Origin of the sequence: Lactococcus sp. S64, from assembly GCF_016516525.1 — a bacterium.
GTDB classification, from domain to species: Bacteria; Bacillota; Bacilli; order Lactobacillales; family Streptococcaceae; genus Lactococcus; species Lactococcus lactis.
This window is the reverse complement of record NZ_JACVUQ010000009.1, coordinates 83,488-98,925: the sequence shown is the minus strand read 5'-3', so window position 1 is coordinate 98,925 and position 15,438 is coordinate 83,488. Positions and strand designations below refer to the sequence as shown.

The window sequence follows — 15,438 nt, the reverse complement described above, 5'->3', positions numbered from 1 at the left end:
TTGGTTTGGTGGGCTAACAGCCAAATTTTCATCAGCCTTTACTGCTAAAGGCAGACCAGGAACTAACAAACTTAAAAGAATTCCAGTGCTAAGTAACCAAAATTTACTTGGTGACTTCATCTGAAAGTACTTTTTCTGATTTTCCAATGCAAAACCTCCTTTCAGTGAATATTTTTTGTTTTCTGATTATTTAATATTATACGCTTAATTAGAAACTTTGGTAAAAATAAAGTAATCGTTTTAACTTAATTTAAAAACAAGACTTTTAGAATACAAAAAAGCCCACCAAAAGTGGTAGGCTGATATTTTAAAACTAAAAAAATCACTGACAGAAGTCAGTGATTAAAAATTCTAATTAGTATTTTTTACGTTTACGTGCTGCTTCTGATTTACGTTTACGTTTTACAGAAGGTTTTTCGTAGTGTTCACGTTTGCGAAGCTCTTGAAGAGTTCCAGCTTTTGTTACTGAACGTTTGAAGCGACGGAGTGCGTCGTCAAGTGATTCATTTTTGCGTACAAGTGTTTTTGACATAGATTTTCACCCCATTTCCAGCTCGAGAGTTCGTGGTCTTTCACACGACTTTCCTATTATATCAAATGGAAAAGACCTTGTCAAACTAGACTAGCTTTGTTGCCTCCTCATTTAAGCGTTCTTGATGAATATTAATTTTTTTATCCAAATAAGCCATCGATTTTTCAAGTTCGGCTAATTCTTTTTCCATTTCCTTTTTACGAGCTTTTAAAACTCCAATTATCATTTCATGCTTATCTGTATTGGCAAAAACTTCTTTAATTTGTGCTAGGCTCAATCCGGCACAGCGATAATGGCGAATGGCATTAATTCTTGATTCTGTTGCCTCATCAAAATCACGAATTCCAGCTTTAGTGCGTGGAACTGAGATCAATCCTTCTTTTTCATAGAATCGTAGATTGTAGGCTGAAATTCCTGTTCTCCCTGCAACTGTCGCAATCGTGACCATTTTTTCTCCTTTGAACTTATAAAAATCACTTTTTTATGGCAATTTTACTTTTTTATTTTATTAATTAATAAAAAGTCAATTTTTTCTCTTGACTTAGAGTAACTCTAACTTGCTATAATATAGCATGTTGATTTCAAAGTGTCAACCACCGCATTTTGAATCTTATTTTAAAATAGAAAAGAGTAAAAATTGAATAAAATACAAGAAAAACGTTCCATAAGAGCCTTTATGCTCTCCAATGTGATGGCAGGTTTAGAAGGGTCAATCGTAGCGACCGCTCTACCTGCAATGATGGCGGAATTACATGGAATTAAATTAATGAGTTGGGTTGTAACCATTTATATGCTCCTCATGGCGGTTTCTTCTCCCATTTGGACGAAATTAGCCGAACGCTTTGGACATAAACAAATGTTTGTGCTTGGCACACTCTTATTTACAATAGGTTCTCTCGGCGAAGGATTAGCCATTAATATGCTAATGGTTATTGTCGCACGCGCGCTCATGGGACTTGGTGCTGGTGTGATGATTCAACTTCCTTTTGTCATCTATGGAATGATGTATCAAGCCGATGAGCGAAGACGAGTGATTGGAAATACTGTCGCTGCTTATTCATTTTCAACTATTGCAGGACCAATTGTCGGGGGGCTGATTGTCACTTTACTTGACTGGCGTTGGGTCTTTTTCATCAATATTCCATTTGGGATTTATATGGCTTTTATTGTTTGGAAAAATTTCGACTTGAAAACAGACCATACTAAAAAATCAATTGATTTTGCTGGCTCTGCTTCTTTATCCATCGCTGTCATTGCAATAATGTTGCTTTTCCAAATGATGGGAAATGCACTCATTAGTCTTCCTCTCCTCCTTATCTTATTAGTTGTAAGTTTTCTCTTTTTCATCGGATTTTATTTTGCTGAAAAACGGGCAGTTGACCCAATTGTTCCACTTGAACTTTTCAAAAACCCTTCATTTATCGCTAAAAATATCATGTTTTTCATGCAATATGGCTTCTTTGGTTTTTACACAAATTATCTGCCTACTTGGGGACAAGGAGTCATGGGCGCAACGGCTTTAGTCGGCGGAATGGTTTTGATTCCATCAGCAATCATGCTGGTTATAGGCACTAGAAATGTCAATCATCTCATTCAAAAAGTGAGAGAAAAGAAAACAATCTATATTGGATTTTCCATTATGGTTTTAGGGGCAATTTTCTTATTTAGCTTGCCTGAACATGCCTCAATTATGATGCTCTTTGTGGCAACAGCAATTCTTGGAACTGCCTTTGGAATTGTCAATATCACCTTGCAAGTTGCGGTTCAAGAAAGTGTTGCTAAGCATTTGATTGGTGCAGCCACCGCGGTTAATGCACTACTAAGAACAATGGGAACAACGCTTGTTTTATCTGGGCTATCCATTGCCCTTAATCGTACATTTACTGAGGCAACAGCACATAATCCAAAACTTACAACAACACTTCTTAATCAAATTTCTGATGCAAAAGCTTTAAAAAATATTCCAGTAAATCTTATTGCCCCTTTGCGTCACACCTTATTTAACGGCATGCACTTGCTTGCTCTTATCTCAGGATTACTTCTTTTCATCGCTCTTTTTGTCAATTGGCTCGACCCTTGGAAAAAAGGCTTAGAATAGGAAAAAAACTGCTGACAGGCTCGTCAGTAGTTTTTATTTTGCTGACAAAATTTCTGTCAAAGGATAGCCGTTTGCGCTTTAGCGCATTTACGGATATGCTAGTATTCCGTCAGTAATTTTTGAGTTCATTAAAGTCTGCAATTGCTTTTTCTAATAAATGATGTAAACTGTCAGCATCATTTTCTAACCATTCTTCCCAAGCCACACTATAAACTGCTCGAGCTAGGCGAACAGCTAATCTTGCACTTCTTTCACCATAAGCCGTCAGTAAATATTCAACTAATAGTTCTTCGATTTTACTTTGTTTTAAAAGTTCACGTTCTTCCAAATCTGGGTGACTGGCAATTATTTTTTGTCTTTTGACTGTTCTTTCTCGATGTTCATCAAAGAAGTCTGCAGCGTAAAAATAACTTTCAAGAACAATAGCCAAAGGATTATTCGCTTTTGATTCTTTCATTTTCGTCAGTAACATTTGGCTGTATTGCTCACCGCCAGCAAAGAAAATATCTGCTTTATTTTTAAATTTACGAAAAAATGTTCGCTCTGTTAAACCAGCTTTGGTGGCAATTTGTAGAACAGTTGTATTCTCATAACCTTGCGCTGTAATCAATTCCAAGGCTGCTTCATATAATTTTTCTTGACTTGTTTTTTTCATTTTTTCTTCCTAAACATATCCCAAACCCTAAAATGTCAGTTTATGACATTTCTCTTGACAATTACTTTCTAAAGGATTATACTATTCTCAAATGTCAGTTACTGACATTATATAAAATTAAGACTGAACCTGTCAAGAGAAAGCTATAGCATACAATTTCATCAGTCAAGTCAGCCCTTAAAGAAAGTCGTCAGGTAATCAAATGAAAATCTTAATCACTGGTGCAACCGGAAAAGTTGGCAGTCGTCTGGCTCAATATTTTCTTAATCAAAAAGAAAACGTACGTCTTTTAGTACGTGATGAGAAGCGAGCCACTTCACTAAAAGAACAAGGTGCCGAAATCGTCGTTGGTGACTTAACAGATCTAAATGATTTGAAAAAGGTGGTAGCTGGCATTGATGTCATCATTCATACTGCAGCAGCTTTTCGTGGTGTTTCTGACCAAACACAAAAAGCAGTCAATCTTGATGCGACACTTAGTCTTGCCAAGGCAGCACTTGAAGCCAGTGTCCAACGTTTTATTTTTGCAAGTACAACTAATGTTTATCTAGGAAATACGCTTAATCGCCCAGCCACAGAAAACGATGAACCGACTGGAAAAGCGACTTATCCAGCAAGTAAAATTGCTGCCGAAAAAGGTCTTCACAGCTTATTAGATGGGACAGCTACCGAACTTGTCATTACTCGCTTTGGCTTAGTCTATGGGGATAAGGACCCTCATCTGAGTGAACTTGCCCCTTATCTGACAGAACGTTATCCTGATAAAAAAAATTCACTGGTTCATCATACAGATATTGACCGCGCCCTCCTGCAAATCGTTCACACTAAAGATTTGAAGCATGACCTTTACAACATCGTTGACGATTCTGAAACTTCTATTGCTGACATTTTGGCCATTGAAAATATTGCTCAAGAGCATTCAACTGACAATGACTACAACAAATGGGAGTCGGTTTCTTCAAATCATCGTTTGAAAGAAGATTTTGGCTTCAGCTTCCTCTATCCGTCTATCAAAGACGCAAAAGACGCCAACACCCTTTAAAAATTAGAAAAGAGAACAAGTATGAAAATTACACTTTTAGGTTCATTAGGAAACATCAATCGGCATTTTATCCCCAGATTAATCGCTGACGGGCATGAAGTCACTGTCATTACTTCACGTTCCGAAGGTGCTGCGGCGATTGAAAAGCTCGGTGCGAAAGCCGCAGTTGGATTAAATAATGACCTCGACTTTCTTAGCCGAACCTTCACTGGTTCTGATTTGGTTTATCTCATGATTACGGGTATCGCTTTTTCATCTGTAACATCAATGTCAGATTTGGCAAAAATTTACAGTCAGGCCATCAAAAATTCTGACGTCAAAAAAGTCATTAACCTTAGCTCAGTCGGCGCCCAAAGTCCTGAAGCTGGCATTCTTTACGAATACCATGCCATGGAAAATGAGCTCGATGCACTCGCTGGTGTTACCGTCAAACACATTCGCCCTGTTGGTTTTTATACCAATTTACTGACAGAAATTGCGCCACTTAAGGCACAAGGAAAAATTTTTGAAGCCATCAGTCCTGAAACAATGAGAGCTTGGGTCCACCCAAGTGATATTGCTGATGCTGTTTATAATCGTATCAATGATTTACTGACAGACAAAGCTGTCAGTAAAATAAAATATGTCGTTTCTGATTGGGCGACAGGTACCGGTTGGATCAATGCCTTAGCGACTAATAAAATTACTGCCCAATATATCACTATTTCTGTGGAAGATTTGATAGAAAACTTTGTCAAAGCAGGTCTTCCCAAAGTTGTGGCAGATGGATTTGGGCAAATGAATCAATTTCAGCAAAGTCCTGACAAACTCTACCAAGAAATCAAATCATCAAATTATCATCATGGCAAAGTCAAAATAAGTGATTTTGCTAAAGAATTTGCGCAAGTTTACTATCAATAACCCATTCCAAAGGAGAAAATAAATGGTTAAAGCACTACAATACAAAACATTTGGTAAACCCGATGTTCTTCAACTCGTGGACCTTCCTCTCGTCCATCCGAAAGCTGACGAAGTTTCTATCAAAGTCAGTCATGTTGGACTCAATCCAATGGATTGGGCTATTATGGGAAATCCTGAAGTGGCTCCAAATTTTGGTGTCAAACTTCCCCAAACTTTTGCCTATGATTTTGCTGGAATAATCGATGAAATTGGTCCAGAAGTGACCGACTTTAAAGTTGGCGACCATGTTTTTGGAACAACAATGAAAGGTGCAGCAACCGAACAACTCATTTTTTCAACGAAAGAACGTGGACTTTTTCATAGACCCGATTTTGTAGAAGATGACGTCGCCTCTACTCTTGCCGTGGCTGGCCATACTGCGGCAGTTGCTCTGCGAAAAGCTCACGTAACAGCAGGGGATACTCTTTTAGTTGGTGGTGCAGCCGGTGGCGTAGGAATTTTTACGGTTCAACTTGCTCAAATTTTAGGCGCTAAAGTAATCGGTACTGCTTCTGACTCTACCGCTGACTTCCTACAAGATTTAGGTGCCGAACAAATAAGTTATGGCCCGGGTCTGGCTGACCGTTTGAAAAATAAAGAAATCACGGCGGCTATCGATCTATTCAGCCATGAAACGCTTAAAGCTGCTCTCGAATTAGGAGTCAAAGCTGATAAGATGTCGACTGTCATCATGTATCCAGAGCCTCCAGCTGGGATTCCAACGGCTACAGGTGGCGAAGCTCTTCCTTCTGATATGGAAATGATTTTAAATGCCATCTCTAATCATCAACTGACGGTTCCAATTGCAGCTAAGTACTCTATCGATGACTATTTGGAAGCAATCAACTTACAGATGAATCGTCACGCACATGGAAAAATCGTTCTTTATTTTTAAATAAATAAAAAAACAGTCAAATCAGACTGTTTTTATTTACTCCAATCAATTGGACTTTGACCAGATTCAACCAGAAATTCATTGGTTTTTGAGAAAGGATGCGAACCAAAAAATCCACGACTTGCTGACAAAGGTGACGGATGCGCCGCTTCTAGTATGAGATGCTTACTTCCATCAATTAGTTTGGCTTTCTTTCTAGCAAAACCACCCCAAAGAATGAAAACTTTTGGTCGCTCATCATCTGAGGCAATCTTGATAATTTCGTCTGTCAACGGTTCCCAAATTTTACCAGCATGGGCATTTGAAGCAAACTCAGGTACGGTCAGAACTGCGTTTAGAAGTAAAACACCTTGTTCGGCCCAAGCCGTCAAATCACTGTCATCTTTAGAAAAACCTTCCTCACGCAATTCTTTTTGGATATTAACAATCGAGTCTGGACGATTCACTTTGAAAGTAGCAGGATAAGAAAAAGCCAAGCCTTGAGCTTTCCCGGGCTGAGGGTAAGGGTCTTGCCCAACAATGATAACCTTTGTTTGTGCCAAAGGAGTCAATTCAATCGCCCGAAAAATTTGATTTTCTGGTGGATATACTTTGCCCTCTTGATAAGTCTGATTGATAAATTCAATCATTTTAGGAAAATAATCTTCTGCTAATCGATTGCGTAAGGGTTGTGACCAATCTGTTTTCTTCATTTTTCTTGTCCTCTCTCCACAAAAATTCGGAGGGTTGTTTTCAATTTTTCTGTTGCTGTCTTTCTGAAATCACTGATATAAATTTCTCGATGATGAAATTCTTTGTGAACAGCTTTTAAATCATGTTCTTTAGCATACTCAAAGAGTTTCTCAAAGCTTTCCCCTTCGTCATCAAAAGAACCTAAATGAATGGTTTGCAGACATAATCCGTCTTGAATAGCTTCAAATTTAACTTTTGATAAATCAAATCCTTTTTTACTCTCAACTAACTTCTTAGCTTTTTCAACTGTTTCAGAATCCACAAAATCGGGCATTCTAATCATCAATCGCCAAATAAAGTCATTTTTATCTAGTTTACCAGCTCTAGGTTCATTTTTACTGGTCCATAAACCTTCAAGAGGCGGAACCACAAAAGGTTGGAAATTTTCAATTATAAAGTCTGGGTTTCTATAGGACATTGAAACCATATAGGCTGTCGCATACAAATATTGAATGGCTTCTTGAAAAGCTGGACTTGTTGGTGCTCCTTTGCCATCTATCATTAGATAATTAAGGACAGGCAGCTCAATTAAAGAAATTCCTTTTGGTAAATAATAATTTTTATCAGATTTTTTATAATCAATTTTCGGGCTAGACATGCTTTTATTATATCAAATTTATAAATAAAAAAACCTGCCTTAATGACAGATTTTTTATTTTCAAATTAGAGATTTGCAACGTTATGATAAACTTTTTGGACGTCATCGTCATCTTCAAGAGCATCAATGAGTCCTTCAAAGATTTCTAAATCTTCAGGTGAAAGTTCAACTTCTGATTGAGGAATCATTTCTAATTCTGTTGTTGAGAACTCAGTAATTCCAGCTTCTTTAAGTGCTGCAATTCCTTTATGAAGGTCTGTTGGTTCTGTATAAACAACAATATTTCCTTCTTCTTCGGTCACATCACGAACATCAACTTCAGCATCAAGCAAAATTTCAAAGATATGGTCAGGGTCAGTTCCTTCAAAAACAATCACCCCTGTATTGTCAAACATATAGCTGACAGCACCGGCTGCTCCGATATTCCCACCATTTTTGTGGAAAGTAGTACGGACATTAGCGATTGTACGGTTAACATTTGAAGTCAAAGTTTCGGCGATAACCATTGAACCATTTGGTCCAAATCCTTCATAACGTCCTTGAACGAAAGTTTCATCACCACCACCTTTGGCTTTATCGATTGCTTTATCAATAACGTGTTTTGGAACTTGCGCTTGTTTGGCACGTTCAATAACGAATTTTAATGATGAATTTGATTCTGGATCTGGTTCACCTTGTTTAGCAGCGGCATAGATTTCAACACCGAATTTTGCATATACTTTAGAAGTTGCACCGTCTTTAGCGGTTTTTTTAGCAACAATATTGGCCCATTTACGTCCCATTGGAATAATCTCCTTGAAATTTTATTTAAATTATTGGCAGAGGATTAATCTGCATGATTTTTTCTATCATATTATATCACAATTTGTAAAGGCTCGTCTATGAGAAATCAAAAAAATCCCGATTTTACGGGATTTTACTTTAATTTCATCAGGGATTATTCTTGTGAGGAAATTTCATTAGAGTTTTCTTCACCTTCTTTTATTTTCATTCTTAATAAGAACACGGCAGCAATAATCCATAAAACAAGCGAAACAAATATAATAACCCAAGCAAAGATTCCTGCAATCAGTGTTAAAATTGCTGCTGCATTGCTCAAATTGAATCTTCTATTTTGGCGAAGTAAAATAATCGCAAGGACAAATGTTGCTATTCCCACAAACCCAATAATAATTTTGATAAACATAGCAGGGCCAGAATTTGCTGCATTAAATCCGGCTTCAAAGCTGTTTGAACCAGTTGAATTGAGTGCTTGCGATAGTGAAGCCATTGAAACGATGGTTGAAAGCACAACCAAGGCAGCACCAATGATGTTAAGAATCCCCGTCACTTTGACAAGATTCTTCATGCTTTTTTCAGTCATAATAAAAATTCCTTTTCTTTTTATCATAACATATTTTTTACGTTATTTACAAATATTTATCGTAAATGTCTATCTGATTGATGAACGAATTGGTTTTCGACCAAAATTTTGTTCTTCAAATTGAACATTTCCTAATTGATAAATTTCATCAGCTTTTTGGGTCAAGTTGTCCCATGGATTTTGCCCAATTTTACTGATAATTTTTCCCCGATTTTGAGCTAAAATTTCTTGACCAGTTTTTGAAAAGCCTAGCACATGAATTTGTTCTGGTAAATCAAACTGCTTTGGAATATTTAACAAAATATAAGTTAAAAGCCTACGAACACGCGCTTTCGTATAACGTTTGGTATAAACTTGTTCGACCAATTCATCAAGATTTTTAGCAGATTTGACCGCCTTTTTTAAGCGGACAGAAAGTTCTTGATTGACTTGAAAAATATTTTCCAAGTGCTCATCAACTCGAATTTTATATTGCAGAAGTGGAAAATAAGCTGCCCAATTAGTTTTTGGACTTGCATAAGTCGCTAAAATGGCTGACGGAACATGATTTTTTATTGCTGACAAGTCTGTCAGCACCGATTTATTACTGACAGATTGATTAGTTTGCTCTGTCAGTAAATTTTGCCTTTCTGTCAGTGAAAATAACTCCTGACGGAGTGCGGTTGCACTAGCAAATCCTTCTGTCAGCTCTAGTGAATGAAATTTTCCGACGCGTTTAATCGCTTGTAAATTAATTTGTTTACCTGCCGCTGCTTTAGCATAGGCAAGAGCTAAGACGTGATTTGGTGTGTTCCCGTCAAATTCAATTCCCGTAAAATGCTGCCACATTTTTTGAGTTTTTTCAGGGTAGGAAAACTGGTCAGCTAATGATTGAATGTAACTTTCCATTTCCTCCCCTCTTTTTTCATAAATATCAGCAATTTCATTATAATCAATTGCTGATTCTGAACCAAAAGCCAGGTCAGTAATTCCAAGATTTTTTAAAATAGCCACAGCACCACTTGCAAAAAAATCAGCTGCCTGTACCGAAACAGTGACAGGTAATTCAACCACTAAATCAGCACCACAAGCTAAAGCCATTTGTGCTCTCGTCCATTTATCAAAAATAGCAGGCTCACCTCGCTGCATCCAATTTCCTGACATGGCTACTATTTTTATGCCCTCAATCTGGTCCAAAAGATATTCATGTCCCTTATGAAATGGATTAAATTCGGCAATAATTCCTGTAATCTTATTCATTTTCTACCTCTAAAAAAATCTGTCAGTAACTGACAGAAATATTTTTTCGATTATTTTTTACAGACAAAGAACCAACGCGCACTTTCTTCGCTCGGCGCCTCGTCAGTAAAATCTGCACAGACCATCGCTTCTTTAAAGCCAGCAGTTGCCAAGCGTGCGAGATAATCGTCGATTGGATAAGTCCGTTCTTCATGAACTTCGTCTTTTCGTGTAAATTTCCCATCAGAACCCTGAATGAAAAAACTTAATTCATGGACAATAGAATGTGGAACTTCTCCTCCAAATGAGTCCCATAAAAAAGCAAAATCTTCCGCATTTTCATGGTAAGAGTAATTGGGGAAAACTTCATCTACTTGATAAGTTGAATGCACATCAAAAATAAAAGTTCCACCTTCATTTAGTATTTCAAAAACACCATCAAACGTAGCTTGTAATTCATCCAAATTTTCCAAATAGCAAAGTGAGTCAGAATAGCAAGTTACCGCATCAAATTTTCCAAGTCCAGAAAGTTCGCGCATATCCCCAGCAGTAAAATCAAGTTGATAACCAGCTTGTCGAGCTTTTTTACTGGCCAAAGTTAACATTTCTTCAGAAATATCAAGTCCAGTCACTTTGTAGCCTTCTTGGGCCAAACGAACTGATAAAGCACCAGAGCCACAAGCTAATTCAAAAACTGATTTTGTTTCTTTTGGTAAATGTCTTTTTGTAAAATCAAGCCATTGCTCATAAAGTTCTTGGTCCATGACCTGATCATAGACTCTCGAAAAATCTTCGTAAAATGCCATTTCAGCCCTTTCTAGAATTACTGACAGCTCTTTTAATAGGGCTGTCAGTAAATTTTAAAATAAATAAGAGCTCTGTCAGTAAGACCGACAAAGCTATTAATTATTCAGCCATAAATCCAGAAATATCTACCATTGGTGCATCAGACCAAAGTTTTTCTAAATTAAAGTGTCCACGTTCATCATGGCCAAAGACACTGACTACGATATCACCAAGGTCAATCAAAACCCAACCTGTTTTTGCATCGCCTTCAATATGACCTGCTGCTTTTGCTCCAGCAAGTTCAGCCGCTTCAGCAATATTATCAGCAATTGCATCTAACTGACGGCTATTCATTGCTTCCATGATCACAAAATAATCTGCAACAAATGTCACTTCAGACATATCTAAGGCCACAATATCAAGTGCTTTTTTATCATCGGCTGCTTTTACAACCACTTCAAGTAATTTTTTTGAATCCAATTCTTTCCTCCGAGACTTTTTGCCTCTTTTTATTCATTAAAAATCTTTTTAAGATTTATTATTCATTTTCTCTAGATCCTTTACAATCAAATGTAAAAACTAGACCCACTTATTTTAACATAAAAAGTTACAGCAACCAAAAGTTGCCTGTTATATTCATTATTTTTAGAGAAATTTTAAAAAACGCTTCTGTGAATGATTACTGGTATAACCTTGATGTTCATAAAATTGATGCGCCTCATGCCTTTGCACTCCGGAGTTCAGTCTAATAACTTTAATCTCTCTCGCTTTAGCCTTTTCTTCTAAGGCATTAAGTAATTGAGCACCAATTCCCTGTCCTTGATTTTTTTCATCCACAACTAAACCTAAGACATTTAGCATCACTTGTTCAGCATAAACCGGAGCATAAATTTCTGCTTCGATGAAAGCTGTCACTCTTTCTCCCAATTCAAAAACAAGAAATTCATGGTCAGCATCTTTTAAAATACGTGCAAGATTTTTCTTGACAGCCGCTTCAGAAATTGGATAACCAAGTACTCCAGAAAGGCGAGCAATGTCAAGATAATCTTTCATTTCAGCTTTTCTAATCATTCATTTTCCTCTGTTCATAATAAGCAGTTTATCTCTAACGATATTTCAAGACAAATAACCAATAAAAGCATTATAGGCTTCAAAAGTTTGAGGATAAATGGTCAAACGACGTTCTGCTAAATACTCAACCAAACGCATGGTTTCAAAAGCAACTGCTTGATTTAAATCTTGATTAGCAACTGCACGGGCTTCAATGACCCCAGGAAATGTTCGACCTTCCTCAATGTAATCTGCTACATACAACACCTTAGCCAAACCAGACATTTCTTTATCTCCGACCGTATGAATCTCAATCGCCCTTAAAATTTCTTCATCTTCAAGTCCGAAATCTTCACGCATTTTATAAATTCCGACTTTTCCATGCCAAATATTATTATCCCAATTTTTCAAATCAGAATCTAAGCCATATTTATCAATCAAGGCTAGAAAAGTTTCATCATCCACTTCTTTACAATAGTCATGTAAAAGTCCAGCTAAACTTGCTTTATGCGGGTCAACTTCACATTTTTGCGCTAACGCAATCGCTGCTTTTTCCACACCGAGCATATGTTCAAAACGTGATTTTTTGACCATGCTAGCAATTTTCGCTAACAAATCTTCTCTTGATAAATTCACTTCTGGATAAAAGTCAAACATATAAGCCTTCTTTCAAAATGTAATCTAAAACCTTCGGCGCCAAAAGAAAATGTGGTTTAATTCCACGGTGCAATTGTTCCCGAATCAAATTTCCAGAAATATCCATCATTGGAACATCCACCCACATAATCGGATAAGAAGTTCCTGCCCGATAACGAGGCCTACGAATCCCAACGAATTGAACTAATTCTAATAACTCATCAATATGTGCCCAATGAGCTAAACCAGAAATCATGTCACCACCGATAATAAAATAAAAATCACAATCTGGATTTTCTTCATGAAGCTCAAGTACCGTTTGATAAATATCAGCGCCATCTTTAGCTTTCAGGCGACAAGCGTCTACTTCTAAACCAGGACAATCTTCAATAGCTGCGGTCAGCATAGCTGCAACATGCCCGTCAGTATTATGTTCTGGTAAAAAGACAACTTTTTCCAAATTAAGTTCTTGGCGCACTTGGTCAGCAATTGTCAAATGGCCAACATGAACAGGATTAAAATTACCCCAAAAAAGTCCGATTGCCCGTCGTTTCTCGTCTTCTTTAGCTTTTAATTCTACCTTTGTAAAAGGAGTCAATAAATCTATTGCCATTTGTTCACCCATTATATCTTAGTCTTTGATTATTTTTTAGAACACTTTATTTCACAATATTTTTAACTTCAACCGAAATTTTGCGATTTTCTTTGCGGTCAGAAACTTTAAACACAATGAGATTTCGACCGATGATTTGAACCACATCAAGTCCCATTTCTTCAATTGCTTCTGCCACATCTGTTGCCACTTCATCTGAGTTTTGTAAAATATTAACTTTGATTAGTTCACGTGCATCAGCAGCATTACGAATGCTTGTCAAAATTTCATTAGACAAACCACTTTTGCCAATTTGAACAATTGGTTTAATATTAACTGCCAAGCTACGCAAGTAGCGTTTTTGTTTTCCGTTCATTTCCATGATTTAATTTTTCCTATTTCTATTTTTAAAATTTCCGGCAACCTTTAGTTATTGGGTAATTTCCAACTCAATTCAGGCGCAATCAACCCTTTAATCAGATACCCTTCTTCACCCTCAACCACTGATTGCACCAAGGCACTTTTTCGTAATTCAGGTAACTGATAGGCTTTTTCGTAAGGTAACTCTAACTCAAAAGCATCAAAAAGTTCATGTAATTTTTCCAAAATTGCTGTTTTCAGCCATTGCACGCCACTTTCAGATTTAATTGAGAGTTGTAAACTTGGCGATAAAGTTGGCAAGAAATCACTTGGTGCTATATCCATTTTATTATAAACATTCAGCACAGGAATATTGGTAAGCTTCAAATCTTCCATGATTTTTAATACTGTTTGTTCATGAATTTCGTGATGAGGGTTGCTAGCATCCACAACATGAATCAGTAAATCAACATTAGCTGATTCTTCTAGTGTTGATTTGAATGCTTTAATCAGCTCTGTTGGCAGGTTTTGGATAAAACCGACAGTATCGGTCAGTGACACCGTAAAATCTTCAACCAATTTAACTGCTTTTGTTGTGGCATCCAAAGTCGCAAAAAGTTCATTTTGCTCATATTGTTCTTTATCAAGCCCAACTAAAGCATTCATAATGCTGGATTTTCCGGCATTGGTGTAACCAATTAAACCAATCCGAAAAATTCCTGATTTCGAGCGTTTTTGACGAATATTTTCCCTTGTTTTTTCAACTTTTTTGAGGGCTTTATCAATGTTTTCAATTCGAGTGCGAATATAACGTCGATCTGTTTCAAGCTTGGTTTCACCCGGCCCTTTAGAACCAATTCCCCCACCTTGACGGCTGAGCATAATCCCTTGTCCCACCAAACGAGGCAAAAGATAATTGAGCTGGGCTTCTTCAACTTGAAGCATTCCTTCATGCGAGCGCGCACGCATAGCAAAAATATCCAAAATCAATTGCATTCTATCGATGACTTTGACACCCAAAGCTTCCTCTAAATTGACATTTTGCCTTGGTGATAAGCGATCATTGAAAATAACCGTATCAATTTCACCCACTTCAATCGCCCAACGCATTTGTTCTAATTTTCCAGAACCAATCATTGTCCGACTATCTGGACGTTCTCTTTTTTGAGTGAATTGGTCAATAACCAAGCCGCCAGCTGTTTTTGTCAGTTCAGCAAGTTCAATCATTGATGACTCAAAAGCCTGAAAATTTTCAGCTGTTTCCACTCCTGCAAGGAGAACTCTTTCTTGTTTTTCTTCTAAATCTATCAAATTTTTAGTAAAATTTTCCTTTTTTATTTTTGTCAGCTGAGTTTAGACTAAAATTGTTATAGAGTCAAACTCTGCTCATTTATTTATTCAGTTGTCACAATTCTTTTGATTTGAGAATTTACTGACAGATTTTTCAGCTCGTCAGCAAAGAATGTCGGGAAAGCTTTGTAATTTTTATACTCAGCAATTGGAATCCATTTCAAAAATTCTTTGCTACCATCAGTCCCAAAACTCTCCGATTTTACTGACAGATTTTCTGTCAGTGGTTTCATCAGAAAATAAAAACTCAATTCATGACAATTGACTTTATTTAAAAAATCACTTTCCTGACCTGTAAAAAAATTTTCATGGATAAAAGCTAATCTTTCGATTTCAAGTTGTAAACCAGTTTCCTCATAAAGCTCACGCAGACAAGCCTCCTCGGCCGTTTCACCCAGTTGCACGGCACCACCAACCGAATAATAATAATCATTGTGGTCATTGCCAACCATCAAAACAGCATCATCTTTAATAATAATTCCAGCTGCCCGATATCGAAACCACTGATTATTACGCGTAAAACCAATATCCTGACTAGTCTCTTCCATTTTAATTCTCCAAGATTTTACTGACAGAAATTCTGTCAGTAATT

20 protein-coding genes are annotated in these 15,438 nt (G+C 37.0%); 4 read left to right on the top strand and 16 right to left on the bottom strand.

The features are described from left to right. Positions 1 to 355: 355 nt before the first annotated feature. Entirely contained in the window at positions 356 to 532 is a 177-nt protein-coding gene (gene rpsU, locus IAE51_RS10000) for a 30S ribosomal protein S21 (RefSeq protein WP_003129844.1), read from the bottom strand. An 85-nt stretch (positions 533 to 617) separates the two neighbouring features. Continuing rightward, positions 618 to 980 carry a MerR family transcriptional regulator gene (locus tag IAE51_RS09995; protein WP_010905229.1) on the bottom strand — a complete coding sequence of 121 codons (363 nt, stop codon included), beginning with the start codon at positions 978 to 980 and terminating at the stop codon, positions 618 to 620. A gap of 228 nt (positions 981 to 1,208) precedes the next feature. Between IAE51_RS09995 and IAE51_RS09990 the strand changes: the two genes are divergently transcribed. Continuing rightward, positions 1,209 to 2,630, top strand: a complete 1,422-nt coding sequence (locus tag IAE51_RS09990) for an MDR family MFS transporter (protein WP_370524370.1) — start codon at positions 1,209 to 1,211, stop codon at positions 2,628 to 2,630. 109 nt (positions 2,631 to 2,739) lie between these two features. Here IAE51_RS09990 and IAE51_RS09985 read toward each other — a convergent pair whose 3' ends face one another. Further along, on the bottom strand, positions 2,740 to 3,285 hold the full coding sequence (locus tag IAE51_RS09985) for a TetR/AcrR family transcriptional regulator (protein WP_010905227.1): 546 nt from the start codon (positions 3,283 to 3,285) through the stop codon (positions 2,740 to 2,742). Positions 3,286 to 3,487: 202 nt separating this feature from the next. On the opposite strand from IAE51_RS09985, the gene IAE51_RS09980 reads away from it, so the two are divergent. From IAE51_RS09980 to IAE51_RS09970, 3 genes are read left to right on the top strand one after another with little or no spacing between them, the layout of a single operon-like run. Beyond that, positions 3,488 to 4,327, top strand: coding sequence for an NAD(P)-dependent oxidoreductase (locus IAE51_RS09980; protein ID WP_200095302.1), 840 nt, complete (start codon positions 3,488 to 3,490; stop codon positions 4,325 to 4,327). Between the two features lie 21 nt (positions 4,328 to 4,348). Beyond that, complete coding sequence (locus IAE51_RS09975) at positions 4,349 to 5,227, top strand: SDR family oxidoreductase (protein WP_200095300.1); 879 nt, start codon at positions 4,349 to 4,351, stop codon at positions 5,225 to 5,227. A 22-nt stretch (positions 5,228 to 5,249) separates the two neighbouring features. Then, positions 5,250 to 6,161, top strand: coding sequence for an NADP-dependent oxidoreductase (locus IAE51_RS09970; protein ID WP_021215050.1), 912 nt, complete (start codon positions 5,250 to 5,252; stop codon positions 6,159 to 6,161). Between the two features lie 32 nt (positions 6,162 to 6,193). Here IAE51_RS09970 and IAE51_RS09965 read toward each other — a convergent pair whose 3' ends face one another. The 13 genes from IAE51_RS09965 to IAE51_RS09905 form a co-directional block, all read right to left on the bottom strand. Continuing rightward, entirely contained in the window at positions 6,194 to 6,853 is a 660-nt protein-coding gene (locus IAE51_RS09965) for a uracil-DNA glycosylase (protein ID WP_003129839.1), read from the bottom strand. Next, positions 6,850 to 7,491, bottom strand: a complete 642-nt coding sequence (locus tag IAE51_RS09960; RefSeq protein ID WP_058221181.1) for a GyrI-like domain-containing protein — start codon at positions 7,489 to 7,491, stop codon at positions 6,850 to 6,852. Before IAE51_RS09960 ends, IAE51_RS09965 begins: the two co-directional genes overlap by 4 nt. Before the next feature lie 65 nt (positions 7,492 to 7,556). Continuing rightward, complete coding sequence (locus IAE51_RS09955; RefSeq protein ID WP_010905223.1) at positions 7,557 to 8,273, bottom strand: YebC/PmpR family DNA-binding transcriptional regulator; 717 nt, start codon at positions 8,271 to 8,273, stop codon at positions 7,557 to 7,559. A 155-nt stretch (positions 8,274 to 8,428) separates the two neighbouring features. Next, a complete protein-coding gene (locus IAE51_RS09950) occupies positions 8,429 to 8,854 on the bottom strand; it encodes a hypothetical protein (protein ID WP_012897058.1) in 426 nt (141 codons plus the stop codon). 69 nt (positions 8,855 to 8,923) lie between these two features. Further along, positions 8,924 to 10,093, bottom strand: a complete 1,170-nt coding sequence (locus IAE51_RS09945) for a nucleotidyltransferase (RefSeq protein WP_021723333.1) — start codon at positions 10,091 to 10,093, stop codon at positions 8,924 to 8,926. 50 nt (positions 10,094 to 10,143) lie between these two features. Next, positions 10,144 to 10,878, bottom strand: a complete 735-nt coding sequence (locus tag IAE51_RS09940; RefSeq protein WP_012897056.1) for a class I SAM-dependent methyltransferase — start codon at positions 10,876 to 10,878, stop codon at positions 10,144 to 10,146. A 100-nt stretch (positions 10,879 to 10,978) separates the two neighbouring features. After that, positions 10,979 to 11,338 carry a ribosome silencing factor gene (gene rsfS, locus IAE51_RS09935; protein ID WP_003129832.1) on the bottom strand — a complete coding sequence of 120 codons (360 nt, stop codon included), beginning with the start codon at positions 11,336 to 11,338 and terminating at the stop codon, positions 10,979 to 10,981. 165 nt (positions 11,339 to 11,503) lie between these two features. Then, positions 11,504 to 11,929, bottom strand: coding sequence for a GNAT family N-acetyltransferase (locus IAE51_RS09930; RefSeq protein ID WP_021469173.1), 426 nt, complete (start codon positions 11,927 to 11,929; stop codon positions 11,504 to 11,506). A gap of 45 nt (positions 11,930 to 11,974) precedes the next feature. Beyond that, on the bottom strand, positions 11,975 to 12,565 hold the full coding sequence (yqeK, locus tag IAE51_RS09925) for a bis(5'-nucleosyl)-tetraphosphatase (symmetrical) YqeK (RefSeq protein ID WP_200095298.1): 591 nt from the start codon (positions 12,563 to 12,565) through the stop codon (positions 11,975 to 11,977). After that, positions 12,558 to 13,157 carry a nicotinate-nucleotide adenylyltransferase gene (locus IAE51_RS09920; RefSeq protein WP_012897052.1) on the bottom strand — a complete coding sequence of 200 codons (600 nt, stop codon included), beginning with the start codon at positions 13,155 to 13,157 and terminating at the stop codon, positions 12,558 to 12,560. Before IAE51_RS09920 ends, yqeK begins: the two co-directional genes overlap by 8 nt. A gap of 46 nt (positions 13,158 to 13,203) precedes the next feature. Beyond that, entirely contained in the window at positions 13,204 to 13,518 is a 315-nt protein-coding gene (yhbY, locus tag IAE51_RS09915; RefSeq protein WP_003129828.1) for a ribosome assembly RNA-binding protein YhbY, read from the bottom strand. 44 nt (positions 13,519 to 13,562) lie between these two features. Further along, a complete protein-coding gene (hflX, locus tag IAE51_RS09910) occupies positions 13,563 to 14,807 on the bottom strand; it encodes a GTPase HflX (RefSeq protein ID WP_003129826.1) in 1,245 nt (414 codons plus the stop codon). An 83-nt stretch (positions 14,808 to 14,890) separates the two neighbouring features. After that, positions 14,891 to 15,394 carry an NUDIX hydrolase gene (locus IAE51_RS09905; RefSeq protein ID WP_003129825.1) on the bottom strand — a complete coding sequence of 168 codons (504 nt, stop codon included), beginning with the start codon at positions 15,392 to 15,394 and terminating at the stop codon, positions 14,891 to 14,893. Between the last annotated feature and the right edge of the window lie 44 nt (positions 15,395 to 15,438).

Bases quoted from the DNA above. Each gene is read 5' to 3' on its own strand.
- rpsU (WP_003129844.1), bottom strand. From the start codon at position 532: ATGTCAAAAACACTTGTACGCAAAAATGAATCACTTGACGACGCACTC.
- IAE51_RS09995 (WP_010905229.1), bottom strand. From the start codon at position 980: ATGGTCACGATTGCGACAGTTGCAGGGAGAACAGGAATTTCAGCCTAC.
- IAE51_RS09990 (WP_370524370.1), top strand. From the start codon at position 1,209: ATGCTCTCCAATGTGATGGCAGGTTTAGAAGGGTCAATCGTAGCGACC.
- IAE51_RS09985 (WP_010905227.1), bottom strand. From the start codon at position 3,285: ATGAAAAAAACAAGTCAAGAAAAATTATATGAAGCAGCCTTGGAATTG.
- IAE51_RS09980 (WP_200095302.1), top strand. From the start codon at position 3,488: ATGAAAATCTTAATCACTGGTGCAACCGGAAAAGTTGGCAGTCGTCTG.
- IAE51_RS09975 (WP_200095300.1), top strand. From the start codon at position 4,349: ATGAAAATTACACTTTTAGGTTCATTAGGAAACATCAATCGGCATTTT.
- IAE51_RS09970 (WP_021215050.1), top strand. From the start codon at position 5,250: ATGGTTAAAGCACTACAATACAAAACATTTGGTAAACCCGATGTTCTT.
- IAE51_RS09965 (WP_003129839.1), bottom strand. From the start codon at position 6,853: ATGAAGAAAACAGATTGGTCACAACCCTTACGCAATCGATTAGCAGAA.
- IAE51_RS09960 (WP_058221181.1), bottom strand. From the start codon at position 7,491: ATGTCTAGCCCGAAAATTGATTATAAAAAATCTGATAAAAATTATTAT.
- IAE51_RS09955 (WP_010905223.1), bottom strand. From the start codon at position 8,273: ATGGGACGTAAATGGGCCAATATTGTTGCTAAAAAAACCGCTAAAGAC.
- IAE51_RS09950 (WP_012897058.1), bottom strand. From the start codon at position 8,854: ATGACTGAAAAAAGCATGAAGAATCTTGTCAAAGTGACGGGGATTCTT.
- IAE51_RS09945 (WP_021723333.1), bottom strand. From the start codon at position 10,093: ATGAATAAGATTACAGGAATTATTGCCGAATTTAATCCATTTCATAAG.
- IAE51_RS09940 (WP_012897056.1), bottom strand. From the start codon at position 10,878: ATGGCATTTTACGAAGATTTTTCGAGAGTCTATGATCAGGTCATGGAC.
- IAE51_RS09930 (WP_021469173.1), bottom strand. From the start codon at position 11,929: ATGATTAGAAAAGCTGAAATGAAAGATTATCTTGACATTGCTCGCCTT.
- yqeK (WP_200095298.1), bottom strand. From the start codon at position 12,565: ATGTTTGACTTTTATCCAGAAGTGAATTTATCAAGAGAAGATTTGTTA.
- IAE51_RS09920 (WP_012897052.1), bottom strand. From the start codon at position 13,157: ATGGCAATAGATTTATTGACTCCTTTTACAAAGGTAGAATTAAAAGCT.
- yhbY (WP_003129828.1), bottom strand. From the start codon at position 13,518: ATGGAAATGAACGGAAAACAAAAACGCTACTTGCGTAGCTTGGCAGTT.
- IAE51_RS09905 (WP_003129825.1), bottom strand. From the start codon at position 15,394: ATGGAAGAGACTAGTCAGGATATTGGTTTTACGCGTAATAATCAGTGG.